Annotated in this window: 24 protein-coding genes and 1 tRNA gene; 15 read left to right on the forward strand and 10 right to left on the reverse strand. The window is 59.3% G+C overall.

The window, feature by feature from the left end; all coding sequences use genetic code 11:
• Positions 1-193: 193 nt before the first annotated feature.
• The 5 genes from MJP36_RS00545 (at position 194) to MJP36_RS00565 (ending at position 4,397) form a co-directional block, all read left to right on the forward strand.
• On the forward strand, positions 194-967 hold the full coding sequence (locus MJP36_RS00545; protein WP_010213906.1) for an ABC transporter ATP-binding protein: 774 nt from the start codon (positions 194-196) through the stop codon (positions 965-967).
• A gap of 13 nt (positions 968-980) precedes the next feature.
• Complete coding sequence (locus MJP36_RS00550) at positions 981-1,733, forward strand: ABC transporter substrate-binding protein (protein WP_060754625.1); 753 nt, start codon at positions 981-983, stop codon at positions 1,731-1,733.
• 72 nt (positions 1,734-1,805) lie between these two features.
• The gene (locus MJP36_RS00555) at positions 1,806-2,501 is read left to right on the forward strand and encodes an ABC transporter permease (RefSeq protein WP_053253867.1); all 696 of its coding nucleotides are present in this window, start codon (positions 1,806-1,808) and stop codon (positions 2,499-2,501) included.
• A gap of 38 nt (positions 2,502-2,539) precedes the next feature.
• Positions 2,540-3,229 carry an ABC transporter permease gene (locus MJP36_RS00560; RefSeq protein WP_060754698.1) on the forward strand — a complete coding sequence of 230 codons (690 nt, stop codon included), beginning with the start codon at positions 2,540-2,542 and terminating at the stop codon, positions 3,227-3,229.
• Complete coding sequence (locus MJP36_RS00565) at positions 3,210-4,397, forward strand: methyltransferase (protein ID WP_244384618.1); 1,188 nt, start codon at positions 3,210-3,212, stop codon at positions 4,395-4,397. Before MJP36_RS00560 ends, MJP36_RS00565 begins: the two co-directional genes overlap by 20 nt.
• A gap of 240 nt (positions 4,398-4,637) precedes the next feature.
• On the opposite strand, the gene bcsQ is transcribed toward MJP36_RS00565, so the two are convergent.
• On the reverse strand, positions 4,638-5,543 hold the full coding sequence (bcsQ, locus tag MJP36_RS00570) for a cellulose biosynthesis protein BcsQ (protein WP_244384619.1): 906 nt from the start codon (positions 5,541-5,543) through the stop codon (positions 4,638-4,640).
• Between the two features lie 346 nt (positions 5,544-5,889).
• Between bcsQ and MJP36_RS00575 the strand changes: the two genes are divergently transcribed.
• From MJP36_RS00575 to MJP36_RS00590, 4 genes are all read left to right on the forward strand, one after another.
• Positions 5,890-6,123: a DUF2790 domain-containing protein gene (locus tag MJP36_RS00575; RefSeq protein ID WP_104995262.1), complete on the forward strand. Its 234-nt coding sequence runs from the start codon at positions 5,890-5,892 to the stop codon at positions 6,121-6,123.
• Between the two features lie 138 nt (positions 6,124-6,261).
• Positions 6,262-6,337, forward strand: a tRNA-Thr gene (locus MJP36_RS00580).
• 226 nt (positions 6,338-6,563) lie between these two features.
• Positions 6,564-7,337: an SDR family oxidoreductase gene (locus tag MJP36_RS00585; protein WP_244384621.1), complete on the forward strand. Its 774-nt coding sequence runs from the start codon at positions 6,564-6,566 to the stop codon at positions 7,335-7,337.
• A 152-nt stretch (positions 7,338-7,489) separates the two neighbouring features.
• The gene (locus MJP36_RS00590; RefSeq protein ID WP_161547680.1) at positions 7,490-8,398 is read left to right on the forward strand and encodes a LysR family transcriptional regulator; all 909 of its coding nucleotides are present in this window, start codon (positions 7,490-7,492) and stop codon (positions 8,396-8,398) included.
• A gap of 77 nt (positions 8,399-8,475) precedes the next feature.
• On the opposite strand, the gene MJP36_RS00595 is transcribed toward MJP36_RS00590, so the two are convergent.
• From MJP36_RS00595 to MJP36_RS00605, 3 genes are all read right to left on the reverse strand, one after another.
• The gene (locus MJP36_RS00595) at positions 8,476-8,895 is read right to left on the reverse strand and encodes an organic hydroperoxide resistance protein (protein ID WP_104995251.1); all 420 of its coding nucleotides are present in this window, start codon (positions 8,893-8,895) and stop codon (positions 8,476-8,478) included.
• A gap of 41 nt (positions 8,896-8,936) precedes the next feature.
• A complete protein-coding gene (locus MJP36_RS00600; RefSeq protein WP_104996195.1) occupies positions 8,937-9,338 on the reverse strand; it encodes a helix-turn-helix domain-containing protein in 402 nt (133 codons plus the stop codon).
• A 165-nt stretch (positions 9,339-9,503) separates the two neighbouring features.
• Entirely contained in the window at positions 9,504-10,190 is a 687-nt protein-coding gene (locus MJP36_RS00605; RefSeq protein ID WP_090367446.1) for a hydrolase, read from the reverse strand.
• Positions 10,191-10,452: 262 nt separating this feature from the next.
• Here MJP36_RS00605 and MJP36_RS00610 point away from each other — a divergent pair, with 262 nt between their 5' ends.
• Positions 10,453-10,914: a RidA family protein gene (locus tag MJP36_RS00610; protein WP_104995250.1), complete on the forward strand. Its 462-nt coding sequence runs from the start codon at positions 10,453-10,455 to the stop codon at positions 10,912-10,914.
• 20 nt (positions 10,915-10,934) lie between these two features.
• On the opposite strand, the gene MJP36_RS00615 is transcribed toward MJP36_RS00610, so the two are convergent.
• Entirely contained in the window at positions 10,935-11,903 is a 969-nt protein-coding gene (locus MJP36_RS00615; RefSeq protein ID WP_244384623.1) for a LysR family transcriptional regulator, read from the reverse strand.
• 164 nt (positions 11,904-12,067) lie between these two features.
• Positions 12,068-12,553, reverse strand: coding sequence for a hypothetical protein (locus MJP36_RS00620; RefSeq protein WP_205344100.1), 486 nt, complete (start codon positions 12,551-12,553; stop codon positions 12,068-12,070).
• A gap of 121 nt (positions 12,554-12,674) precedes the next feature.
• On the opposite strand from MJP36_RS00620, the gene MJP36_RS00625 reads away from it, so the two are divergent.
• Positions 12,675-13,571, forward strand: a complete 897-nt coding sequence (locus MJP36_RS00625) for an AraC family transcriptional regulator (RefSeq protein WP_060754638.1) — start codon at positions 12,675-12,677, stop codon at positions 13,569-13,571.
• A 73-nt stretch (positions 13,572-13,644) separates the two neighbouring features.
• On the opposite strand, the gene MJP36_RS00630 is transcribed toward MJP36_RS00625, so the two are convergent.
• The 4 genes from MJP36_RS00630 to MJP36_RS00645 all read right to left on the reverse strand — a co-directional run bounded on the left by MJP36_RS00630 (position 13,645) and on the right by MJP36_RS00645 (position 19,819).
• Positions 13,645-14,931: an OprD family porin gene (locus tag MJP36_RS00630; protein WP_104995247.1), complete on the reverse strand. Its 1,287-nt coding sequence runs from the start codon at positions 14,929-14,931 to the stop codon at positions 13,645-13,647.
• A 302-nt stretch (positions 14,932-15,233) separates the two neighbouring features.
• Positions 15,234-15,446 (reverse strand): hypothetical protein, encoded by a 213-nt coding sequence (locus MJP36_RS00635; RefSeq protein ID WP_244384624.1) that lies wholly within the window; start codon positions 15,444-15,446, stop codon positions 15,234-15,236.
• Positions 15,447-15,681: 235 nt separating this feature from the next.
• Complete coding sequence (gene aguA, locus MJP36_RS00640; RefSeq protein ID WP_161547674.1) at positions 15,682-16,788, reverse strand: agmatine deiminase; 1,107 nt, start codon at positions 16,786-16,788, stop codon at positions 15,682-15,684.
• Positions 16,789-16,909: 121 nt separating this feature from the next.
• The gene (locus MJP36_RS00645; RefSeq protein WP_244384626.1) at positions 16,910-19,819 is read right to left on the reverse strand and encodes an aminotransferase; all 2,910 of its coding nucleotides are present in this window, start codon (positions 19,817-19,819) and stop codon (positions 16,910-16,912) included.
• Positions 19,820-19,970: 151 nt separating this feature from the next.
• On the opposite strand from MJP36_RS00645, the gene rfbB reads away from it, so the two are divergent.
• The 4 genes from rfbB to rfbD are packed head-to-tail and all read left to right on the forward strand — an operon-like array spanning position 19,971 to position 23,348.
• On the forward strand, positions 19,971-21,053 hold the full coding sequence (gene rfbB, locus MJP36_RS00650) for a dTDP-glucose 4,6-dehydratase (protein WP_090367463.1): 1,083 nt from the start codon (positions 19,971-19,973) through the stop codon (positions 21,051-21,053).
• Complete coding sequence (rfbA, locus tag MJP36_RS00655) at positions 21,050-21,928, forward strand: glucose-1-phosphate thymidylyltransferase RfbA (RefSeq protein ID WP_161547672.1); 879 nt, start codon at positions 21,050-21,052, stop codon at positions 21,926-21,928. The genes rfbB and rfbA overlap by 4 nt, the downstream gene beginning before the upstream one ends.
• Positions 21,925-22,470, forward strand: a complete 546-nt coding sequence (gene rfbC / locus MJP36_RS00660; protein ID WP_090367467.1) for a dTDP-4-dehydrorhamnose 3,5-epimerase — start codon at positions 21,925-21,927, stop codon at positions 22,468-22,470. The genes rfbA and rfbC overlap by 4 nt, the downstream gene beginning before the upstream one ends.
• Positions 22,467-23,348 carry a dTDP-4-dehydrorhamnose reductase gene (gene rfbD, locus MJP36_RS00665; RefSeq protein WP_244384627.1) on the forward strand — a complete coding sequence of 294 codons (882 nt, stop codon included), beginning with the start codon at positions 22,467-22,469 and terminating at the stop codon, positions 23,346-23,348. Before rfbC ends, rfbD begins: the two co-directional genes overlap by 4 nt.
• Positions 23,349-23,364 lie beyond the last annotated feature (16 nt).

A 23,364-nucleotide genomic window follows, 5' to 3' on the forward strand; every position in this document is an offset into this window, starting at 1 on the left:
TTACCGGGTTCAAACGTCTGTCAGGTTGTAGATGGCGCGACACGCTGCTGTGCCGATGCGACACCCTGCCGCAGACCACCCGTTAACCGCCCGCAGCGCTGTTGGCTGCCATCCGAACGCTATGCTAGCTTGGCGCCTCGCCAGGAAGGCGGCCCAACAGCGTCGAACGCAACGAACACAATGAGGACCGCACATGGCCGAGGCCACGCCCGCGCTTGAAATCCGCAACTTGCATAAACGCTATGGTGAGCTGGAGGTACTTAAAGGTATCTCGCTGACCGCCCGCGACGGCGACGTGATCTCGATCCTGGGTTCCTCCGGTTCCGGCAAGTCCACCTTCTTGCGCTGCATCAACCTGCTGGAAAACCCCCATCAGGGCCAGATCCTGGTCGCCGGTGAAGAACTCAAGCTCAAGGCCGCGAAAAACGGCGAGCTGATGGCTGCCGACGGCAAACAGATCAACCGCCTGCGCAGCGAAATTGGTTTTGTGTTTCAAAACTTTAACCTGTGGCCGCACATGAGCATCCTCGACAACATCATCGAGGCGCCCCGCCGCGTGCTCGGCCAGAGCAAGGCCGAAGCCATTGAAGTGGCCGAAGCCCTGCTGGCCAAGGTCGGCATCGCCGACAAGCGCCACGCCTACCCTGCGCAACTGTCCGGCGGCCAGCAGCAACGGGCGGCCATTGCGCGCACCTTGGCGATGCAGCCCAAGGTCATCCTGTTCGACGAACCGACCTCGGCCCTTGACCCGGAAATGGTTCAGGAAGTACTTAATGTGATCCGCGCACTGGCCGAAGAAGGCCGCACCATGCTGCTGGTCACCCATGAAATGGGCTTTGCCCGCCAGGTGTCCAGCGAAGTGGTGTTTTTGCACCAGGGCCTGGTCGAAGAGCAAGGATCGCCACAGCAGGTGTTTGAAAACCCGCTTTCGGCACGCTGCAAACAATTCATGTCCAGCAACCGCTAACGGAGCAACATGCATGCAGAACTATAAAAAATTCCTTCTGGCCGCGGCCGTCTCGATGGCGTTCAGCGCCACAGCCATGGCGGAAACCCTGAAGATGGGGATCGAAGCGGCCTACCCGCCCTTCAACAATAAAGACGCCAGCGGCAACGTCGTGGGCTTCGACAAAGACATCGGCGACGCCCTGTGCGCCAAGATGAAAGTCGAGAAATGTGAAGTGTATGTCTCCGACTGGGACGGCATCATCCCGGCCCTGAACGCCAAGAAATTCGACTTCCTGGTGTCTTCGCTGTCGATCACCGATGAACGCAAGCAGGCCGTCGACTTCACCGACCCGTACTACTCCAACAAGCTGCAATTCATCGCGCCGAAAGCCACTGCGGACTTCAAGACCGACGCGGCATACCTGAAGGGCAAAACCATCGGCGCACAGCGAGCGACCCTGGCCGGTACTTACCTGGAAGACAAGCTGCCGGACACCACCGCCAAGCTGTATGACACCCAGGAAAACGCCTACCTCGACCTGACGTCCGGGCGCCTGGACGGCATCCTCGCCGACAAGTACGTGCAGTACGAATGGCTCAAGAGCAAAGACGGTTCGGCCTACGAGTTCAAGGGCGACCCGGTGGTAGAAAGCGACAAGATCGGTATCGCCGTACGCAAGGGCGACCCACTGCGCGAGCGCCTGAACAAAGCCCTGGCGGAGATCAAGGCAGACGGCACCTACAAGAAGATCAACGACAAGTACTTCCCGTTCAGCATCGAATGATCTGAACGACTTGCCCGGCGTGCTCAGCGGAGCACGCCGGCTTTAAGCTCTGCCTTGCGATATGAAAACACCATGAATTTCGATCTCTACGGATTCGGCCCGGCACTTGCCGCCGGCGCGCTGATGACCGTCAAACTGGCACTCACGGCCCTGTGCCTGGGGCTGGTGCTGGGCCTTGCCGGCGCCTTGGCCAAGACGTCCCCGTACAAGCCGCTGCAATGGCTTGGCGGCGCTTACTCGACCATCGTCCGCGGTATTCCCGAATTGCTCTGGGTGCTGCTGATTTATTTCGGCACGGTCAACCTGATGCGTGCCCTCGGTGAGTTCTTCGGTAACCCCGACCTTTCTCTCAGTGCCTTTGCCGCCGGGGTGATCGCCCTCGGCCTGTGCTTTGGCGCCTACGCCACGGAAGTGTTCCGTGGCGCGATCCTCGCCATTCCCAAGGGCCACCGCGAAGCGGGTGTGGCGTTGGGGCTGTCGAAGTTCAGGATTTTCACCCGCCTGATCATGCCGCAGATGTGGCGCATCGCCCTGCCCGGCCTGGGCAACCTGTTCATGATTCTGATGAAAGACACTGCACTGGTTTCGGTGATCGGCCTGGAAGAAATCATGCGCCACGCCCAGATCGGCGTGACCGTGACCAAGCAGCCCTTCACCTTCTTCATGGTCGCGGCATTCATGTACCTGGGCCTCACCGTGCTGGCCATGACCGGCATGCACTTCCTGGAAAAACGCGCCGCCCGCGGCTTTGCAAGGAGCACCCAATGAGCGGCGACTACAGCTGGCTGGCGCATTTCGACCTGGGCCTGAACTGGGCCGTGATCATCAAGTGGCTGCCCAAACTCGCCCAGGGCGCCACCCTTACGCTGGAACTGGTCGCCATCGCGGTGATTGCCGGCCTGCTGCTGGCGATCCCGCTGGGCATCGCCCGTTCCTCGCGCCGCTGGTACGTGAGCGCCCTGCCCTACGCCTACATTTTCTTCTTCCGGGGCACGCCACTGCTGGTGCAGTTGTTCCTGGTCTATTACGGCCTGGCACAGTTCGATACGGTCCGTGAGAGCGTGCTGTGGCCCTACCTGCGCGATCCGTTCTGGTGCGCCACGGCGACGATGACCCTGCACACCGCCGCTTATATCGCCGAGATCCTGCGCGGCGCGATCCAGGCCATCCCGCCGGGTGAGATCGAAGCGGCACGCGCCCTGGGCATGTCCAAGCCCAAGACGTTGTTCTACATCATCCTGCCCCGCGCCTCGCGCATCGGCCTGCCGGCCTACAGCAACGAAGTGATCCTGATGCTCAAGGCCAGCGCCCTGGCCAGCACCGTGACCTTGTTGGAGCTGACGGGCATGGCGCGTACGATCATCGCCCGCACCTACTTGCCGGTGGAGATTTTCTTCGCCGCCGGGTTGTTCTACCTGCTGATGGCTTACATCCTGGTGCGCGGCTTCAAACTGCTCGAACGCTGGTTGCGCGTCGATGCCTGCCAGGGACGCTGAGGCCCGTTTCAAAGCGCTGGATGCGTTTCTGATCGAGCATCAAGGGCTGTGGCGACCACGGCCCTTTACGCACCTGCAATTACCCTGGGAAGCCGCGCATCCCGAGTTGGCCCACTGGCTTCGCCAACGCTCGTTGGCGGATGCCGAATCCAGCCACAACCACGCCCACGCGTTAGCGGCGCCTGCGCCTTTTCCACAGTTGGCGGAGCGGGCATTGCGCCTCAGTGCAGTGGACGAGTTACCGAAACGCACACTGGAGCCGGCCCGCCACCGCCTGAACGTCGACGTGCCCGGCCGCAAATGGCAGCAGATCGAAGCCTTCGGCGCCGCATTGCAATTCACCGAAACACCTGGCCACTGGCTGGACTGGTGTGCCGGCAAAGGTCATCTCGGCCGTCGCCTGCTGCAACCCGGCCAGCAACTGACTTGCCTGGAATACGACCCGGCCCTGATCGCCTCAGGCCAGGCGCTGAGCGAGCACCACCGATTGCCGGTCACGCATCGCCTGCAAGACGTGATGGCGGATGTGACACTCAGCCCCGCCCACACGCCCGTCGCCTTGCACGCCTGCGGCGACTTGCACGTGCGCCTGTTGCAACTGGCCAGTGCTGCCGGCTGCAAAAAACTGGCGCTGGCGCCCTGCTGCTATAACCGCATCAATGGCGAGCACTACCAACCGCTATCGAGCGCCGGCCGTACGTCAGGCCTGCGCCTGTCAAAAGATGACTTGGGCCTGCCATTGAGCGAAACCGTCACCGCCGGCAATCGCGTGCGCCAACAACGTGACACCTCCATGGCTCGACGCCTGGGCTTTGATCACTTGCAACGCCAGTTACGCGGCCACGACGACTACTTACCCACCCCCTCGCTGCCCGCCAGTTGGCTGGGCAAATCCTTCGCCGACTACTGCCGGGAACTGGCGAATCTCAAGGGCTTATCCACAGGTGAACAGGATTGGGCTGCACTGGAGGCCGAGGGTTGGCGCCGCCTTGCACAGGTACGCAACCTGGAATTGGTCCGAGGCTTGTTTCGACGCCCGCTGGAGATGTGGCTAGTGTTGGACCGGGCGCTCTATCTGTCGGAACAGGGCTACAAGGTCGAGATAGGCAGCTTCTGTGAGCCGGCCCTGACCCCACGCAACTTGATGGTGCTGGCCGAGCGCGATTAAGGGGCAAAATTTCCTACATGCCCCTGTGGATAACTCTGTTGATGGATTCTTTACAGAGGCTGTTCCCATCAGCGCTGCAGGCCAAAAGGCACGCTGGTCATTTTTTGTTCACAAAATAAAATGCACACAAAACAGGCAGTTGCAGCGTGTTGAGAACCGCTCCACAAAATGGCCGTCGCCTGACAGCCGCAACCAACCGATTGTGCATAAGCATCTGGCATTAAGCCTATAAAGCGCGCTTTATGGTTTCTTTTTCGGTGCCTTCAATGCCAGGCAAATCTCATTGATATCGTCTCCGGCCAGCCGCTTGGCTGCGCTGTCCAACGGGTCTGCCGCAAAGGCCAGCGCCTCGTTGATTGCCACGTCACGATGTACTTCAAATGGTGGGGACTCCAGGCGCTGCTTGAAGGCCTCGACCATGTCCAGGCCGAAGGCATCACTCTCGTCCACCTGATTGACCACTACATGCACAGAGGGTGGGCGAGAGCCCTCAAGATGGGGCGCCAGCAGTTGGTCAAAATGCTCCAGAGTGGCAAGACACGCAGCATCGGGATGAACCACCAGCAGCACCACGTCGGCAACGCTCAGCGCTTGATGGAAGTAGACGTTATTACCGGCAGGCGTATCGATGATCAGCGTTTGCCGCTCGCTCAGGCCCAGGGACGCGAGACGCTGCGCCAACCAGTTGGGCTCATGCTTGAGCCAACGCTCCAGGTTTTCCTGCTGCTGGATATCGATATCGCCAAAGGTAATCACCTGGCAACCGGCGAAGCTGACCTGTTGCAAAGCCCCCCACTGCCCATGCTCCAGACTGGTGCGACCAATACCGGGCAACGCCGCACTGACGCCAAAGTGATGGTGCAAGGCATTTTGCGGGTCCAGATCCAGCGCCACCACTGACTCACCATGACGCTGCAAGCCACTGCTCAAGGCCGTGGCCAACGTGCTGCGCCCAACGCCGCCATTGATAGACACCAGCGCCACGACCTTGGCGCGCACAACCGCGATATCGGCGGGCGGGGAATGTGAGTGGGTGTTTTCGTCGCCAGGCACACTGCCAAAAAAGTGCATCCGCGCATTAATGCCTTGGGCATCGTGGCTGACATCTTTGCCAAATAACGCCAAAAGTTCTTCGCTGAGGCTCATAGCCTTCTCCTCACGACGCAACTTAAAGACGTGAAGTTCGGCAAGCAGGCACTAGCCGCAGGTCTTTTTTATAGGCGTCCCGGTGAATGCATTCTGGGTCAGGCACAGAAAAGTGTCATTATTTTGATGTTTTCGCAGTTTATTTTTCGGACGAACGGCTTAAAGTCAATTAAATGGCTTTCTAGCCACTTAATGCCCCCTTCCCCTTCAGCCCTCCTTCGTATCGGCAAGTACATAAATATTCAGCCAATACACAACGAGACAAAACCCGAGATCGACGACACAGACCAGATACCTCCCAGGCGCTCAATGACCTCACCCCATCACTGACCCTGAGGACACTACGATGAACCCCAACAACTGGAAACCCCTGATCGCCGCCGCCCTGCTTGCACTGACCGCCACCGCACACGCCGGCGTAACCCCCAAGCCAGACATCCAGCGCGTACTCTCCACCAGCGAAGACTCCCGCTCGGGATGCGGCATAGTGAACGCGCGAATGACCTATCTCGACTCAAAGGGCCAGACGCAGGTGTTGGATTACATGAAATTCACGGACAACTGCGGCGATGGCAACTGAGCTGATTAGACGGCCCCGGAGCACGACTCGCCGCCATGAAAATACGGCCTGCTCAAGAAAACCTCTGTATTTGCAAAAATAGTCAGAATTCAGGGGTTTACAGATGCCTGCCAATCGCTATAATCGTCGCCCTAACACGCCGGTATAGCTCAGTTGGTAGAGCAACTGACTTGTAATCAGTAGGTCCCGGGTTCGACTCCTGGTGCCGGCACCATACAAAACGAAGCCCTCGCAGAAATGCGAGGGCTTTGTCGTTTCTGGAACGTCCATTTTTCCGTCAACCCACTGACAATCTTCCAGCCAATACACCAACACAACGTAAGTAACTTCACACCTATTGGCCGAAAACGCTGAACAGTGCATCCAGCATCAGCGTGCTTATCTTTGCCCCCTGCCTCTCTAGACTGGGTCGTACCTTTCCCAGCCCAAGGAGCATTGTCATGTCCAAACATTCAATCAATGGCAAGGTCGTACTGATCGCCGGCGGTGTGAAAAATCTCGGCGGTTTGCTCGCCCGCGATCTCGCCCTGCAGGGTGCCAAGGCGGTAGTGGTGCATTACAACAGCGCCTCCAGCCAGGGCGATGCCAACGCCACTGCGGCGGCTCTCGAGGCGCTGGGAACCCAGGCGGTGGTGTTGCAGGCAGACCTGACCACAGCCGGGGCCGTGGAAAAGCTGTTCAGCGATGCCGTGGCTGCAGTCGGGCGTCCGGATATTGCGATCAACACCGTGGGCAAGGTGTTGAAGAAACCCATAGCTGAGATCACTGAAGCTGAGTACGACGAGATGATGGCGGTTAACTCTAAAACCGCGTTTTTCTTTCTCAAGGAAGCCGGCAAGCACCTCAACGACAACGGCAAGATCTGCACCATCGTCACCTCGCTGCTCGGCGCGTTCACGCCGTTCTACGCGGCGTATGCCGGCAGTAAAGCGCCGGTGGAGCAGTTCACCCGAGCGGCTGCAAAAGAACCCGGCGCGCGAGGTATTTCGGTGACGGCAGTGGGCCCGGGCCCGATGGATACACCGTTTTTTTATCCGGCCGAAGGTCAGGATGCGGTGAACTATCATAAGACCGCCGCGGCGCTTTCGCCGTTCTCGCGCACGGGCCTGACTGATATCGAGGATGTGGTCCCGTTCATTCGCAACCTGGTGAGTGATGGCTGGTGGGTGACGGGCCAGACGATTTTGATCAACGGCGGGTATACCACCAAGTAACGGGCGAAAAGCGATTGCAACCCCGTAATGCGGCGTTGACACTTTTCCCGACAAACCAGGCCGTGGGGTTGCTATGAGCGTCGATCAGTCTGCACATCACCCGCCGGTTTCGAGTGAAACAGGCTAACGCCGTCGTCGAGCACTGATAACCCATGGACCGCATCGACCAGTACCAAATTTTCGTTCAGGTGGCTGAGCTCGGCAGCTTCATCCAGGCCGCACGCCTGCTGAAACTGCCGCGTGCCACAGTATCGGCGGCGATTCAACAATTGGAAGCCAATACCGGAACGCGCTTGCTGCACCGCACCACGCGTAAGGTGTCGTTGACCACCGATGGCAGCCAGTTACTGCAGCGCGCACGCCAGGTATTAGTCGAGATCGATGAGATCGACCAACTGTTCCACACCCATCAAGAGCAGGTGATGGGGCGTCTGGAGGTCGATGTGCCCAGTCGTATCGCCCGGCGCCTGCTCATTCCTGCGCTGCCCGATTTTCTCCAGCGTTACCCGCACCTGGAACTGGGCCTGGGTTCCACCGACCGCTCGATAGACCTGGTGCAGGAGGGCGTCGATTGTGTGATTCGTTTCGGCACGCCGCAGATCAGCAGCCTGGTAGTGAAACCGTTAGGGCAGGTGTTGACGATCAACTGTGCCAGTCCCGCTTACCTGAGCGAGTTTGGCGTACCCACCGACCTTGCCGAGTTGCAGGAGCGGCACGTATGCGTCGGCTATGTGGCGGGATCGAGCGGGCAGGAGGTTCAGTGGGAATACTGTCTCGACGGCGTCCGGCATTCGTTGCCACTGCCCTGTCGCTTGGTGGTCAATAGTGCGGAAAGCTATATCACCGCATGCCGCACAGGCCTCGGTTTGATTCAGGTGCCGTTGTTCGATGTGCAGCATCTACTCGATAGCGGCGAGTTGGTGGAAGTGCTGGCAGCTTACCGGCCGCCGTCGATGACCGTGTCTGTACTGTATCCGGATCGTCGCCAACGCTCTCGCCGCCTCAGTGCCTTCATCGAGTGGTTTGCCAGCTTGATGGCGCCGTATCTGCAAAGTAGGTAACGCTATTTGAAAGCCAGCTGGCGGCCTTTCAACTGCTCAGTGGTAGCGCGCAGCGGCGAGGCGTAGATCTCGGAAAGTTAGACGGTGACGTGCAAACGCACATCGACGTTGCCACGGGTGGCGTTGGAATACGGGCACACTTGATGGGCCTCCTCCACCAACGCGTGTGCATCGGCTTGCTCCAGGCCCGGCAGGTTGATGTTCAGGTCGATATCCAGGCCAAAGCCGCCTGGGATCTGGCCAATGCCTACCTGCGCCGTGATCGTGGCGTCGACCGGAATGCTGCGTTTGCTCTGGCCGGCGACGAATTTCAGTGCACTGATGAAGCAGGCCGAGTAACCGGCGGCGAACAGTTGCTCAGGGTTGGTGGCCTCACCACCGGCGCCACCCAACTCCTTCGGAGTGGCCAGTTTCACGTCAAGGTTGTTGTCGCTGGAGATGGCCCGGCCATCACGACCACCGGTTGCGGTGGCGACTGCGGTGTAGAGAATTTTCATGGTTTTCCTCACTTTTGAATGTCTTCGGGTGCCTTACCGTCTCAAGCCACGACCGGAGTCGGGCAGACTGCCTGTCGCTGCCAAGCCGTCGGTGTCATGCCTACAGTTTTCACGAAGGTACGGCAGAAGTGAGATTGATCGCTGAAGCCGCATTCCAGCGCGATCTCTGTGAGCAACATCGTGGAAGTCTTCAATAACTCTCTGCTCTTCATGACCCGCTGTTCACGCAGCCATCGCTGCGGGGGCATCCGGGTGCTTTCCTTGAACATGCGGGTGAAGTGACTGCGCGACAATGCGCAGGCTTCAGCGAGTTCAGTCACTGAAATACCGGTATCCAGTCTGCCCAGCATCAGTTGTTTGGCAGTGCTGATCTGCCAGGATTTGAGCGGTTCTGTCGAAGCCAGTGTGAGGGTCGCAAGCACGGTAGATTTGTCCATGTTCATACACATCTATTAATCCGGGTAACCGGGTGCAAGCGCCTGACTCGAACAGCACTGGGCACTGGCCCCCCCCAGAGGTTCCAGGCCAGGCTCGTTTGACTCGGTTCAGTCGACTGCGCACCCTTCGCAAGTCTGTGAACAGCCCCCAGGGCAGGGGCTGGCGATGGCTCAGACAGATGCAGCGACAGGCGCCAAAGTAGGGCCGTGCTGAACGCGCTCAGGCGCCTTGTGCACCATGGTGTAGGCGTAGTCGACGCCCATGCCATAGGCGCCAGAATGTTCCTTGACCAGTTCCATTACGGCGTCGTAGGTGTCGCGGTTCTTCCAGTCCCGCTGCCATTCCAGCAGCACCTGCTGCCAGGTTACCGGTACCACGCCGGCCTGGATCATGCGCTGCATGGCGTAATCGTGGGCTTCTTTGGTGGTGCCGCCGGAGGCGTCTGCAACCATATAGATTTCATAGCCGGCATCGTTCATTGCCGACAGGGCGAAGGTGGTGTTGCATACCTCGGTCCACAAGCCGGAGACGATGATCTTGTTGCGACCATTTCTCTTGAGGGCGTCGCGTACCTTCTGATCGTCCCAGGAGTTCATGGAGGTGCGCTCCAACAACGGGGCGTCCGGGAATACAGCGAGTAGCTCAGGGTAGGTGTGACCTGAGAAGCTTTCTGTCTCAACCGTGGTGAAGGTGGTGGGGACATTAAAAATCTTCGCGGCCTTGGCCAAGGCAACGCTATTGTTTTTCAGCGTTTGCCGGTCAATGCTCTGAACGCCGAAGGCCATCTGGGGCTGCTGATCGATGAAGATCAGTTGGCTGTTCAGCGGAGTCAGGACTTCAGTTTTAGGATTGCTCATTTTTTGTTTTCCTTTCGGCTTGGATGAAGTTCTATCGCACACGTCTCGGGTCCCGCACCTTGCAGGCATCACCGTAGCCATGAGCGCACTCCTCAGCGTCATGGCTTGAGGACGAGCAAAAGATAACCAATCAAGACACTTCTTGGTGGCGCACTTTTGCGCCTGTATTGGCTCATTTATGCGCCATCATCTACGCGATCGCGCTGTTAGCATTCGCCCACCCATTCGGATCAAACCGATCCGTCATGTGCAGGAGAATGCAATGGCAGCGTCACAACCGTTCAACAAGCAGACCGCCTACTGGGGCGTTTCCTGGGAGGAGGCATATGGCTATCCGCAGGCACGGCGGGTAGGAAACGAGATCTACGTATCAGGTCAATTCAACCATGATGAGGAAGGTAATCTGGTAGCCCCTGCACCGCTGAACGCCGACGGCAAGCCCAGTGATTTCTCTTCGATGGGAGAGCAGATGCGGGTCTCTTATGACAACATTTCGAAGCTGCTCGCCTTGTATGGCGCCACTCTGCAAGATGTTGTCGAGGAAACCCTTTATGTGCTGGATATGGACGCTGCGTTTGCCGTGGTCGGCAAAGTGCGCAAGGCGGCCTATGGCACTGAGCGGCCGCAGTGCGCGAGCAATATCATTGGGGTGTCGAGACTTGCCCAGCGCCAGCAGTTGATTGAGATCGTGTGCAAGGCCGTGATTGGCGCCCGAGACATCTGAGCTGCACTCCCGGTTTCGATCTAGACGACCGGGAGTATCAACTGCCCCTCGACCAAGGGTTTTTGACTGGCCACGGCAGCGGCGCAGAAGGTCATGAATGCTTTGACTCGCCACGATTTTCGAATGTCCTGGTGAGTCAGCAACCACAACTCATCCTGAAGCTCTGGCACCACCGGGCCGGCGCGTACCAACCCTGGGGTTATGTCGCCCAACATGCAGGGAAGGAATCCAAATCCCAGACCCGCCGCAATTGCAGCGCTTGCTGCTGCAACTGAATCGGTGCGGTACGCGATGCGCTCAGCAGCGACTCGGTTTTCGACATAGCTTGTCGCCTTCAAACCGAAGAGCGCTGCTGAGTATGACACCCATGCCTGGCCCTCTTCGAAAAGGGGCGCGGCAGTCACCTGTTTGGCGCAGCAGTAAGGTGCCCAGGCAATATTCGCCAGCTTGCGTCCCACCAGGCTTTCCGCAGGTTTTCTGGTCGCTCGAATCGCGATATCCGATTCATCCCGGGCGAGGCTGAGGGTTTCATTGCCCACCAGCACCTCGATGGTGATGCCCTCGTTCAGGGCTTTGAAATCCGCGATGATGGGGGTGAAGAAGTACAGCAGCAGCGAGTCGCTGGTGGTAATTCGAAGTTTGCCCAGAGGGCCTTGGCCTGAACGTGAAACACGCCGCGTGACGCTGACGATATCCAACTCCACTCGCTCGGCAAGTGCTCGCAATTCAGCGCCCTCGGCGGTGAGCAGATACCCGGATTTGCGGTGGTCGAACAGCGCGATGCCGAGCGTTCTCTCAACTTGAGCAACTCGGCGCGAAACGGTGGATACATTGATGCCAAGCTTCTTGGCTGTAGCCGAACGATTGCCGCAATCACTGAGCGTCTTGATGATGCGCAAGTCGTCCCACGAGAGCTGATTGACAGCCTCGCCTACGTCCCACTTCGTCCCATCAGGGGCAGCCGGAGTTTTTTCAGTTAGCGATTTCACACAGTTCGTTCCAGATGCGAAGGCGCTGATGATACGAGAAGGGGTTGAGTGAAGCAGCCATATTGTTCCTGCGACTGGTTGAAAACGGCTGCTTCCGGTGGATTCCTGCCTATTTTCCGCGCAAGCCCCCAAACACCCACACACGACTCATACTCGACAGACAATCAAGCAACCCGCCCCCCTCTCCTACGCAAGTAGATCATCTGCACAGTAACGCCAATAACAAGCACCAGCGCTATCCCCGCCTGCGCACCGATCAGCACCGGCGATTTCAAATCGGTAACAAAAGGATGACCATCAGGCACCCGGCGCAATGTCTCGGACACCGTCGGCACCATCAGGAAAAACGCCGTCAGGCTCAGGAAGATGGTTTCCAGATAAATCCGCGCACGGCCCAGCCAGGCCAGGTGCGCAACGCCATAACCGGCCACGAGCAAGGCAATCGTGATGACGCCAATGAGGTTGCTGACCGGTTGTTTGGCGACCAGGAACACGCTGAAGGCACCGATCAACATCGATGCCAGATAGAACCTGCCCGGTGTTGAGCGGGGAACGATGCGCCCGCAGCGGATGAACATGTAGGCCGCCAGTGGAATGGCGGGCAGGCTGCCGAGGGTGTGGATCCAGCCGAGGGTGGAGATTCCGAACATTTTGCGTTTCCCGTGTGATTGGAAGATGTGCATAAACGACCTGCGCTGGAAACGCTCATCCAGATCGCCTCAGCGCGTTATGATCCGGTAATCAGCTTATTAAAGGCATGGCCGTGCAGACATGACCAATCCCCTCGAACATTTGATCATTCATCCGGAAATGAAGTTGGAAGGCCTGGCCAAGGGCGACCTTTTGTCTCAGGTACTGGCGCAGATTCGTCTGACGGGCGACCGCGTTTATGCCTCTGAGCTGACCATCGGGCAGCCGCTCAAACTTGATGAAAAGAGCGCGCATATCTGCGTAGTCCAGCAAGGCGGGTTGCAACTGGAGAGTGGTGGTCAACCACCGGTGATGCTGGAACAGGGCGATGTGCTGCTACTCCCTCACGACCCCACAGGTATCAGGATTACGGCATGCAGTGGGCCGGCCACGGTGGTGGTCTGCCGATTCTGGTTCGATGCGAGCAGTTTCCAGGCGATGCTGTTTGCCCTGCCGCAGTTGATCCACATCCGACAGACCGAAGCGGCGGCCTGGGCCGAAGGTATTCTGCATTTCATGTTGCTCGAAGCCCATGACACGCAGCCCGGCGGTGCGTTGATGATTTCGCGCCTGATCGATCTGGTGGTGATTCGCATCCTGCGCACCTGGGTTCAACAGGGTGGTGCGTCGGGATGGCTCGGCGGGTTATCGGATGCGCGTATCGCCCGGGCGCTGCGGGCTATCCACGCAACGCCCGGCCAGCAGTGGCGCATTGATGCGCTGGCGGAAGTTGCCGGCATGTCGCGTTCCAATTTCTGCGAGCGGTTCAGTACGTTGGTCGGGCGCTCACCGTTGCGCTATCAGAATGAGTGGCGGCTGACCTTGGCAAAAACCATGCTTTCCCGGCAGGGAGGTCGCATCGGCGAGGTTGGGTTTGCGGTGGGCTATGAGTCCGAGGCAGCGTTCAGCCGGGCCTATAAGGCTTTTTTCGGGCGTTCGCCTCGGGATGACCACGCCCGACACGCACCCGATAAGTGATCGCCTGCACATAAAAAAACCCCGAACCAGTCGGGGTTTTTATCGCCTGGGATCAGGCGCGACTTGCGATCAATCAGAAAACGTTGATCGGGTAGTCGGCGAACAGACGGATTTCGTTACCGCCTACGTTGTAGTTGCTGGCGTTGTTGGAGACGCGCAACCAGGACGCACGCGCACGCAGGCTCAGGTCTTTGGCTGGGCCGCTCTGGACGACGTACTTGAACTGGTTCCAGATCTCACGCTCGGTGCCATCGCCACGGTTGCTACCGTCGTCGATGTTGGTACCGCGTACGTAGGCAACGTTGTAGGTCAGGCCCGGTACGCCGAAGGTGGCGAAGTCGATGCCGTAGCCAACCTGCCAGGAACGCTCGTCCTTGCCGTTGAAGTCAGACCAGTAGGAGTTGGCCAGCAGGATGGTGTTGCCACCGTCGCCGATGCCGCCGGCGTTGCGGTAGCCGCCGTACAGGTAGCCGGTGTCGCCGGTGCTGCGCTGGTGAGCGACGGTGAAGCTGTGCGGGCCGACCGCCCAGGTAGCGCCCAGGCTCCAGATCTTGTTGTCGCGAGCGTCCGCATCACCTTGGTTTTCCAGGGCGAAGCTGCGGTCCAGCTTGGTTTTGTAGCCGTTGAAGTCAAACGTCAGGGACTGTTTCTCTGGCAGGGCCAGCACGTAGTTGACGTTGACGTATTGCTTCTTCAGCACGTCCTGCATGTTGGAGGCATACAGTGCAGCCGACAGGCTTTCGGTGAATTTGTAGCTACCACCGATGTAGTCGATGCTTTTCAGGCGGCCGCTGTCGCTGCCTTCGGCGCTCTTGCGGGCTTCCTTGGTGAAGTGACCGGCGTCCAGTTGCAGACCGGCGATCTCTTTGGAGACGATCGAGGTGCCTTCATAGGTTTCCGACAACAGGCGGGAGTTGTCGTACTGCAGGACCGGTACGGCTGGCATCTGCTGACCGTATTTGATCACGGTATTGGAGATGCGCGCCTTGACGGCTGCGCCACCCTTGGCCAGGTCGTTGGCGGCTTCGCCGCTGTCGCCTTGTTTGAAGAAGTCGATACCGCCAGCGCCGCTACGGCCTTTGCCACCGTCCAGGCGAATGGCGTACTGGCCGATCACGTCCACACCCACACCGACGGTGCCTTGGGTGAAACCGGACTCGAACTTGCCGATGAAGCCTTGGCCCCATTCGGCTTTGTCTTGCTTGCCGTTTTTGTAGTCGCGGCTGATGTAGGCGTTACGGGCAGCAATGTTCAGGTGGCTGTCGTCAACAAAACCCTTGGATTGCTCCTGGTCGTTTGCCATGGCTGTCGATGCGCTCAAAATCCCCAGAGCGATCAAACTCATCCGTTGCTTCAACATATTCTTATATTCCTTATTACTGGTTGAGTACGCGCTGTGACACCAGGCTCCGTGTCGCTTTTCTGGTGTCGGCTTTTTCCGGAAAAAAGAAGGCCCGCGGACGACTGAACTGCCGCGGGCCTTTTTTTATTGGAGTAAGTCATGGCGGTTAGCCACAGGCGTTGGGCGCAATCCTATGCGCCCGTTGAACTATGTGTCAATTTCGTGAATCGTCTGTATTTAGGCGAAATAATTCTAAGCAGCGTCCTACTGCGCCCACTATGGATGGGTATGCGCAAACCGGCAGTTGCGCGTGGCGCTCTTCAGTTCTTCAATAACTCACACAATGCTTGCACTTCATCGTCACTGAACAACCCCACCGGATAGCGCTGCATCACCACGCTGCGCAGGTCTGCCCGCCTGACTGGTCGCGGACCATTTGCCTTCAACCACAGCGCCAATGCGTGGATCGCATCACCGTTGACCCGCGTCGGGTGGAACGGGCGCGTGTAGATCAGGTTGATATCGGCATTCATTTCAGCGCTCTCTCCTACTGCGTGAGCGGCTAACTTACTCAAGGTTTGTGACAGAACTGCGCGGTCATCAAACCTTGATCATGGTGACAACACCGATACAAGAGCTATGCCAATGTCCCGTATTTGCAGGCTTTAGAGCATAAAAAAGCCCGCGACATTGCTGGGCCGCGGGCTTGCTATGGGCGCTCTAAAGAGGTAGCGCGCAGCGCTGATGCCAGCGCTGTTACAACTGCACTCAGTTTTTGTGCGGGGCGGGCTGTTGTTGGGTCAGGCAATGGATATTACCGCCACCCAGTAACAGTTCACGGCCCGGCACCATCACCACTTCGTGCTGCGGGAACAGGTGCTGCAGGATGGTCCTGGCCTGGCCGTCCATCGGATCGTCAAAGCTCGGCGCGATGATGCCGCCGTTGACGATCAGGAAGTTGACATAGGAACCGGCCAACCGAACGCTCGGGTTACGCTCCTGGCTGCCATCCACCGGGTCCACGCCTGCGCACTCTTCCTCGGTGGCGAACAGCGGCCCCGGGATCGGCATTTTGTGCACGATGAACGAGCGTCCCTGTGCGTCAGTGCTACTTTGCAGCACATCCATGGCCGCGTGGCAGCGCGCATAGTTCGGGTCTTGCGGGTCGTCGGTCCAGGCCAGCAGCACTTCGCCTGGGCGTACGTAGCAGCAGAAGTTATCCACATGGCCGTCGGTTTCGTCGTTGAACAGACCGTCCGGCAGCCAGATAATCTTATCCACAGCCAGATTGACGCTCAGCACGGACTCGATGGCCGCGCGGTCCAGATGCGGGTTGCGATTACGGTTCAGCAGGCATTCTTCGGTGGTGATCAGCGTGCCTTCGCCGTCGACATGGATGGAACCGCCTTCCAGCACGAACCCTTCGGTGCGGTAACGCGGTGCGCGCTCGATCTCCAGGATCTTGCCGCCCACCTGCGAGTCACGGTTCCACGGCGCATACAACCCCCCGTCAAAACCGCCCCAGGCGTTGAAGTCCCAGTTAACCCCACGCACCTCACCGCTGTTGTTGATGACAAAAGTCGGGCCGGTGTCTCGCACCCAGGCGTCGTCGCTGGACATTTCCACGACACGGATATTGGGCACATCCAAACGTGCGCGGGCGTTTTCGTACTGGCCGGCGGAAACAACAACCGTCACCGGCTCAAAACGCGCAATCGCCTTGGCCACCGCCACATGAGCCGCCTGCGCCGGTTTGCCGCCCAGGCGCCAGTTGTCCGGGCGCTCGGGCCAGATCATCCAGGTTTGGGTCTGTGGCGCCCATTCGGCGGGCATATAGAAGCCATCGGCGCGAGGTGTGCTGTGCAGGGTGGTCATGGCGTTCAGGACTCCGAATGGGGGAATGGCCGACTTTATAGCGGATAAAAATCGACTTTAAAAGCAATAAAAGATCATACAAGGAAGATATTACATAAATTGGCCGATAAAAATCGGCTACTTACAATTGCTCATCCAGCACCTTCGACAGCATGTCGACGAAGAAATCCACGCTGCGCCTGGACGTGACCATCGGCGGCTTGATCTTCAAGATGTTGAGATAGTCGCCGGTCGGCTGCATGAAGATGCCCAGCTCGCGCAGACGATCGCACAACAGCGCGGTCTCGAAAGTGGCGGGCTCCAAGGTATGCCGATCACGAACCAGCTCCAATCCCAGATAGAACCCAGAGCCGTGAACAGCCCCTACCAATGGGTGACGGTCGATCAGTGCCTCCAGGCGAGCCTTGAAATGCCCTCCCACTACCTGGGCGTTTTCCCACAGCTTTTCTTCCTCCATCACATCCAGTACCGCCATGCCGATACGGCAACTGACCGGGCTCCCCCCTGCCGACGAGAAGAAATAGCCCTCGGCCTCCAGCGCCTCGGCGATCTCCCGTCGGGTGATTACCGCACCCAGCGGCTGGCCGTTGCCCATGCCTTTGGCCATAGTGATGATGTCCGGCACCACGCCCTGCTCCTCAAAGCCCCAGAAAAAATGCCCCATGCGGCCGTAGCCCACTTGCACCTCATCGGCGATACACACACCGCCCTGGGCACGTACCAGGCTATATACCTGCTGCAAATAGCCCGGCGGCAGGGAAATTCCACCGGCATTGCCGTACACCGGCTCGCAGATGAAGCCCGCCAACTGGCGTTTGCTCGCGGCGATTTTCGCCAGGTTATGCTCCACGCTTCGTACGTAATCCGGCGCGCTGTCCGGCCCGCGGAACTCACCTCGATAGGTATTCGGTGCGGTCACCGGGTGCACCCAATCCGGGCGGCTGCTCAATGCCTGGGGGTTGTCGGCAATCGAAGTGGACACCGCATCCGCCGCCACCGACCAACCGTGGTACGCCTCCAGCACGCTGAGCATGTCGCGCCCGCCGCTGTAGGCCCATGCCAGGCGGATCGCCAGATCGTTGGCCTCGGTGCCGCTATTGACCAGGAATACCCGGTCCATGCCATCCGGCGCCAGCGCCAGCAAACGTTCGGAGAACTCGGCAATCGCCGCGTAGTGAAAGCGCGAGTTGGTATTGAGCAACGACCATTGCCGCGCCGCCACTGCGGCCATACGCGGGTGACCATGGCCCAGCACCGCCACGTTGTTGAGCATGTCCAGGTAGGAACGGCCCTGCATATCGATCAGGTGGTTGCGCCAACCCCGCTCGATACGCGGCGGATCGACGTAATAGTGCTTCTGCGAACGCGCGAAACTGGCGTCACGTCGCGCCAGCAGGGCTTCGGGGTCCAGTTCCGGCTCGGCATCACAGGCCAGGCCCAACAGTGTTGCGGGTGAGGGGCAAAGCGCCTGCCAGGCCGGCGCCCTGGAGGGCGTGCAAAACAACGGCGGCTCAAGCTCCGCCCGGCACAACTGGACCGTGAGTGGCGCCTGCACTTGCCCCAGGACCTGCCCTTTGACCAGTGCCGAGCCAGGCGTCAACTGCGTCTTCACGCCCCATAAGCGCAGGCTCAATGGCGTACCCTGCAAACACACTAAACCGTCGGCGCCCGCGTGCAATGTCCCGGCAAAAGGCGCTTGTACGATACTGCCATGGGGAAGATGCAGCTCCACATGCAGGGCAAAGGTTTCCGGCTCGGCGGCGCTGTCGGGGCGCGTGCGCGACAACCGATACTGCCCATATCGGCTGGCCGCCAGCCCATGCACCGCCGCCGCCTCATCCAGCAGCCGGTGGTCGATACCCGGCACTTCCCAGTTGCCGGCCTCGAAATGCGGGCTGAGTACGCCCAGGTCGATCAACGCAAACTCACGTCCTACCAGGCCAGGCAGCAAAGGGGCAAAGTCCTGCTCGGCAATCGTCGGCAACGTGTCACCGAGGCAACTGAAGATCGCGGCCTCCATCAACTCGAACGGTACCGATGTCGCCACATGGAAGATTTCCCACTCGTGCTCGGCGTTTTTCAACAGGTAAGCATTGTCCGGGTCCAGGCGTTGCTGCTGTTCGCTGCTCAGCACCAGCACCGCCGCACGGGCGACGATCAACGGCCATAGCACTTGCAGCTCTTCGCGTTGCAACGGCGTGACTGCGTGGCACGCCTGGATCGCCGGCAAAATGGCAAACGGATCCCCTTCGGCATGGTGCAGCAGCGCCGCGCAGGTGACTGACAGGTCGGCAATGCGCCAGGTGTGCACCAGATCACCGAAATCAATCACGCCCTGGCATTGCCAATGCCGCTGGGCGTCGCGCTGCCACACGACATTGTCGTCAGTGATGTCCATATGCACCGCCTGCCATGGCAACCGTTGCGCCAGAGGCTTCACGTACGCTTCGACCTGCCGGGCCACCTGTGCCAGGGCGGCGCGCTGAGGCAGATCCTGCAGAGTCGTCAACAAATGGGTGATCAGTTCCTGTGCATGGCGCGGGTCCCACTGCAGGGTACGCTCCAGGCCCGGGTGTTCGAAGCCCGCCAGGGCCTGGCTCATCCGCCCGCACAGCGCTCCGAAGCCTTGGATCACTTCGCGGCTCAGGTGCGGCAAATCGGTCAGGGGCCGGCCGTCGATATACTCCAACAGCCGCAGATGCAGGGTTTGGTCATCGAGGCTTACCGTCAGCAGTTCGTCGCCCTTGAGGCTCTGGATGACCTTCGGCACACGTAGGTGCTCGCGTCCCTGCAGGTCCTTGAGGGCGGCATGCTGGGCCTGTAATTCAATGGCGGCGTAATCGCCCCGGCTGATTTTCAGAACAAACCGGCCACGCTCGCTGTCGATCTTGTAGTTGACGTCTTGTTGGCTACCCAATGACTGCAAGGAACCATCAAGGCCATAATGCTGCTTGAGTAATTGCGCCGCTTGGTCAGGGCTCACTTGTGGGCAAGGCAAACTGGCACGATGGATCAATGTGGCAAGCAACATTGTGACGCCCTCTGTTTTTTCAGGCGTCTATATCGCCATTGTTATGGGCAGTTAATCAACCCCTCATGCTCGCCGTGCTTGCACCAGCCCGCCTCACAACTCAAGCTATGCTTCTTTCGCCCAGTGTCCGTCTAAGGAAAAGGCCCTCGACATGCGCATTCTCATCACCGGCGGTGCCGGATTTATTGGCTCCGCCCTGATTCGCCACCTGATAGAACACACTGAGCACGAAGTGCTTAACCTGGACAAACTCACCTACGCCGGCAACCTTGAGTCGCTGACCAGCATCGCGTCCAACAGCCGCTATGAGTTCGTCCAGGCCGACATCGTCGACCAGGCCACCGTCAGTGCCGTACTGGCGCGCTTCGAGCCGCAGGCGATCATGCACCTGGCGGCCGAGTCCCATGTCGACCGCTCCATTGACGGTCCGTCGGATTTTATCCAGACCAACATCGTCGGTACCTACAGCCTGCTGGAAGCCACACGGGCTTATTGGCAGAAGCTGGCAGAACCGGCCAAAAGCGCGTTCCGCTTTCACCACATCTCCACGGATGAGGTATACGGCGACCTGCACGGTGTAGACGATCTCTTCACTGAAACCACGCCTTACGCACCCAGCTCACCTTATTCCGCGAGCAAGGCAGCCTCCGACCACCTGGTACGCGCCTGGCAGCGCACTTATGGCCTGCCGGTGTTGCTGACCAACTGCTCGAACAACTACGGGCCGTTCCACTTCCCCGAGAAGCTGATCCCGCTGGTCATCCTCAACGCCCTCGCGGGCAAGCCACTGCCGGTCTATGGCGATGGTTTGCAAGTGCGCGACTGGCTGTTCGTCGAAGACCACGCCCGTGCCCTGCTCAAGGTGGTAACCACCGGCGTAGTCGGCGAGACCTACAACATTGGTGGTCACAATGAGCAGAAGAACATCGATGTGGTGCGCGGCATCTGCGCCCTGCTCGAAGAACTGGCGCCGCAACGCCCGGCCGGCGTGGAAAAATTCACCGACCTGATCACCTTCGTCAAGGATCGCCCAGGCCACGATCAACGCTACGCGATCGATGCCAGCAAGATCGAACGCGAGCTGGGCTGGGTTCCGCAAGAAACCTTCGAAACCGGTCTGCGCAAGACCGTGCAGTGGTACCTCGACAACCTGGAATGGTGCCGCAGGGTCCAGGATGGCAGTTATCAAGGTGAACGACTCGGCAACACTGACGCAAAGGATCTGATCGCATGATGAAGGGTATTGTATTGGCCGGCGGTTCCGGCACCCGTTTGCACCCCATCACCCTGGGCGTGTCCAAGCAACTGTTGCCGGTTTACGACAAGCCGATGATCTACTACCCGATCTCGGTGCTGATGCTGGCGGGGATCAAGGACATCCTGGTGATTTCTACACCAACGGACTTGCCGCAGTATCGTAACCTGCTGGGTGACGGCAGCCAGTTCGGCGTGCGCTTCAGCTATGCCGAACAGCCGTCTCCGGACGGGCTGGCTCAAGCCTTCATCATTGGTGAAGAATTCATCGGTGAAGACCCGGTGTGCCTGATCCTGGGCGACAACATTTTCCACGGCCAGCACTTCGGCGAGCAGTTGCGCACCGCGGCCCAACGCCCGTCCGGCGCCACCGTGTTTGGCTATTGGGTCAAGGATCCTGAGCGTTTCGGCGTGATCGACTTCGACAAGGACGGCCGTGCCCTGTCCATCGAAGAGAAACCGGCGAAGCCCAAGTCGAGCTATGCCGTGACCGGGCTGTATTTCTACGACAACGACGTGATCCAGATTGCCAAGGCGGTCAAGCCTTCGCCGCGTGGCGAATTGGAAATCACCGATGTCAACAACGCCTACCTCAAGCGAGGTGACCTCCACGTTGAACGTTTCGGCCGCGGCTTCGCCTGGCTCGACACTGGCACCCATGACAGCCTGCTGGAAGCTTCAACCTACGTGCAGACCATCGAGCATCGCCAGGGCCTGAAAGTTGCTTGCCTGGAAGAGATCGCCTATCAGAACGGCTGGATCGACCGCGACTATCTGCTGGAGCGCGCCAAATACTTTGGAAAAACCGGCTATGGTCAATACCTGTACTCACTGGCCGACGAGGACACTAAATGAATGTAACCGCGACTGAATTGCCCGGTGTATTGATCATCGAACCGAAGGTTTTTGGCGATGATCGCGGTTTTTTCTATGAAAGTTTCAACGCCCGGCACTTTGAACAAGCCACCGGGTTGCAACAGCAGTTTGTGCAGGACAACCACTCACGCTCGCAAAAGGGCGTGTTGCGGGGCCTGCACTATCAGGTCGAGCACGCCCAGGGCAAACTGGTGCGTGTGACAGCCGGTGAGGTTCTGGACGTGGCGGTGGATATCCGCCGCAGTTCGCCCAACTTCGGCAAATGGGCCAGCGTGCGCCTGTCTGCCGGCAATAGTCGCCAACTGTGGATTCCACCGGGGTTCGCCCATGGTTTTGTGGTACTCAGTGATTACGCCGAGTTCCTCTACAAAACCACCGACTATTACACGCCGGCAGCCGAACGTTGCATCAGTTGGAACGACCCCACGCTCAACATTGACTGGCAACTCGATGGCCCGCCGATCCTGTCCGCCAAAGACCAGAACGGCAAGAGTTTCAAAGACGCGGACGTGTTCTCGTGACCTCCCGTCTGAAAATCTTGATCACCGGCCAACACGGCCAAGTCTCCCAGGAGCTGCAACAGCGGCTCCTGGGCCTGGGCGAACTCATCGTACTGGGCCGCGACCAACTCGACCTGGCCAACGTCGAGCAGATCCGCCAACAGGTTCGCACCCATCGCCCCGGCCTGATCATCAATGCTGCGGCTCACACCGCTGTCGATCAGGCCGAAAGCGAACCGGATGCAGCGTTTGCCATCAACGCAACCGCGCCCGGCATCCTTGCCGAAGAAGCCAAGGCCCTGGGCATCCCACTGATTCACTACTCGACCGACTACGTGTTCGATGGCACCAAGCCGGCGCCGTATACCGAAAACGACGCGCCAAACCCGCTGGGCGTCTATGGCCAGAGCAAGCTTTCGGGCGAGCAGGCGATTGCAGCGGTGGGCGGGGAGTACCTGATTTTACGTACCAGCTGGGTGTATTCGAGCCACGGCAAGAATTTCCTGCTGACCATGCAGCGTCTGCTGCAAGAAAAACCGCACATGCGCATCGTCGCTGACCAGATCGGCGCGCCGACCTGGGCCGGCAGCATCGCCGAGAGTACCCGCGCCCTGATCGAGCGCTGGTTGGCTGGCGAAGCGGGTGAATGGGGGGTGTATCACCTGACCGCCCAGGGCGAGACCTCATGGTTCGGCTTTGCCCAGGCGATTGGCGAACACCTGCGTGCGCAAGGCAAGCCTTGCGCCGAGCTGGAAGCGATCCCGTCCAGCGCTTACCCGACGCCCGCCCAGCGCCCGCTGAACTCGCGTCTGGATTGCAGCCGCCTGCAGCAACAATGGCAGGTCAGCCAGCCGCGTTGGCAAGACGCATTACGCGAGTGTCTTGCAGGGCAGCACTAGGCATAATGCGCCTGTA

The organism is Pseudomonas palleroniana, assembly GCF_022836895.1.
In the GTDB taxonomy this organism is placed as follows: domain Bacteria; phylum Pseudomonadota; class Gammaproteobacteria; order Pseudomonadales; family Pseudomonadaceae; genus Aquipseudomonas; species Aquipseudomonas palleroniana.

Bases quoted from the DNA above. Each gene is read 5' to 3' on its own strand.
- aguA (WP_161547674.1), bottom strand. From the start codon at position 16,788: ATGACCACCCTGCACAGCACACCTCGCGCCGATGGCTTCTATATGCCC.
- rfbB (WP_090367463.1), top strand. From the start codon at position 19,971: ATGCGCATTCTCATCACCGGCGGTGCCGGATTTATTGGCTCCGCCCTG.
- MJP36_RS00630 (WP_104995247.1), bottom strand. From the start codon at position 14,931: ATGTTGAAGCAACGGATGAGTTTGATCGCTCTGGGGATTTTGAGCGCA.
- MJP36_RS00590 (WP_161547680.1), top strand. From the start codon at position 7,490: ATGGACCGCATCGACCAGTACCAAATTTTCGTTCAGGTGGCTGAGCTC.
- MJP36_RS00625 (WP_060754638.1), top strand. From the start codon at position 12,675: ATGACCAATCCCCTCGAACATTTGATCATTCATCCGGAAATGAAGTTG.
- MJP36_RS00550 (WP_060754625.1), top strand. From the start codon at position 981: ATGCAGAACTATAAAAAATTCCTTCTGGCCGCGGCCGTCTCGATGGCG.
- MJP36_RS00545 (WP_010213906.1), top strand. From the start codon at position 194: ATGGCCGAGGCCACGCCCGCGCTTGAAATCCGCAACTTGCATAAACGC.
- MJP36_RS00620 (WP_205344100.1), bottom strand. From the start codon at position 12,553: ATGTTCGGAATCTCCACCCTCGGCTGGATCCACACCCTCGGCAGCCTG.
- MJP36_RS00595 (WP_104995251.1), bottom strand. From the start codon at position 8,895: ATGAAAATTCTCTACACCGCAGTCGCCACCGCAACCGGTGGTCGTGAT.
- MJP36_RS00635 (WP_244384624.1), bottom strand. From the start codon at position 15,446: ATGAATGCCGATATCAACCTGATCTACACGCGCCCGTTCCACCCGACG.
- MJP36_RS00605 (WP_090367446.1), bottom strand. From the start codon at position 10,190: ATGAGCAATCCTAAAACTGAAGTCCTGACTCCGCTGAACAGCCAACTG.
- bcsQ (WP_244384619.1), bottom strand. From the start codon at position 5,543: ATGAGCCTCAGCGAAGAACTTTTGGCGTTATTTGGCAAAGATGTCAGC.
- MJP36_RS00585 (WP_244384621.1), top strand. From the start codon at position 6,564: ATGTCCAAACATTCAATCAATGGCAAGGTCGTACTGATCGCCGGCGGT.
- MJP36_RS00565 (WP_244384618.1), top strand. From the start codon at position 3,210: ATGCCTGCCAGGGACGCTGAGGCCCGTTTCAAAGCGCTGGATGCGTTT.
- MJP36_RS00645 (WP_244384626.1), bottom strand. From the start codon at position 19,819: ATGTTGCTTGCCACATTGATCCATCGTGCCAGTTTGCCTTGCCCACAA.
- rfbC (WP_090367467.1), top strand. From the start codon at position 21,925: ATGAATGTAACCGCGACTGAATTGCCCGGTGTATTGATCATCGAACCG.
- MJP36_RS00600 (WP_104996195.1), bottom strand. From the start codon at position 9,338: ATGAACATGGACAAATCTACCGTGCTTGCGACCCTCACACTGGCTTCG.
- MJP36_RS00555 (WP_053253867.1), top strand. From the start codon at position 1,806: ATGAATTTCGATCTCTACGGATTCGGCCCGGCACTTGCCGCCGGCGCG.
- rfbA (WP_161547672.1), top strand. From the start codon at position 21,050: ATGATGAAGGGTATTGTATTGGCCGGCGGTTCCGGCACCCGTTTGCAC.
- MJP36_RS00575 (WP_104995262.1), top strand. From the start codon at position 5,890: ATGAACCCCAACAACTGGAAACCCCTGATCGCCGCCGCCCTGCTTGCA.
- MJP36_RS00610 (WP_104995250.1), top strand. From the start codon at position 10,453: ATGGCAGCGTCACAACCGTTCAACAAGCAGACCGCCTACTGGGGCGTT.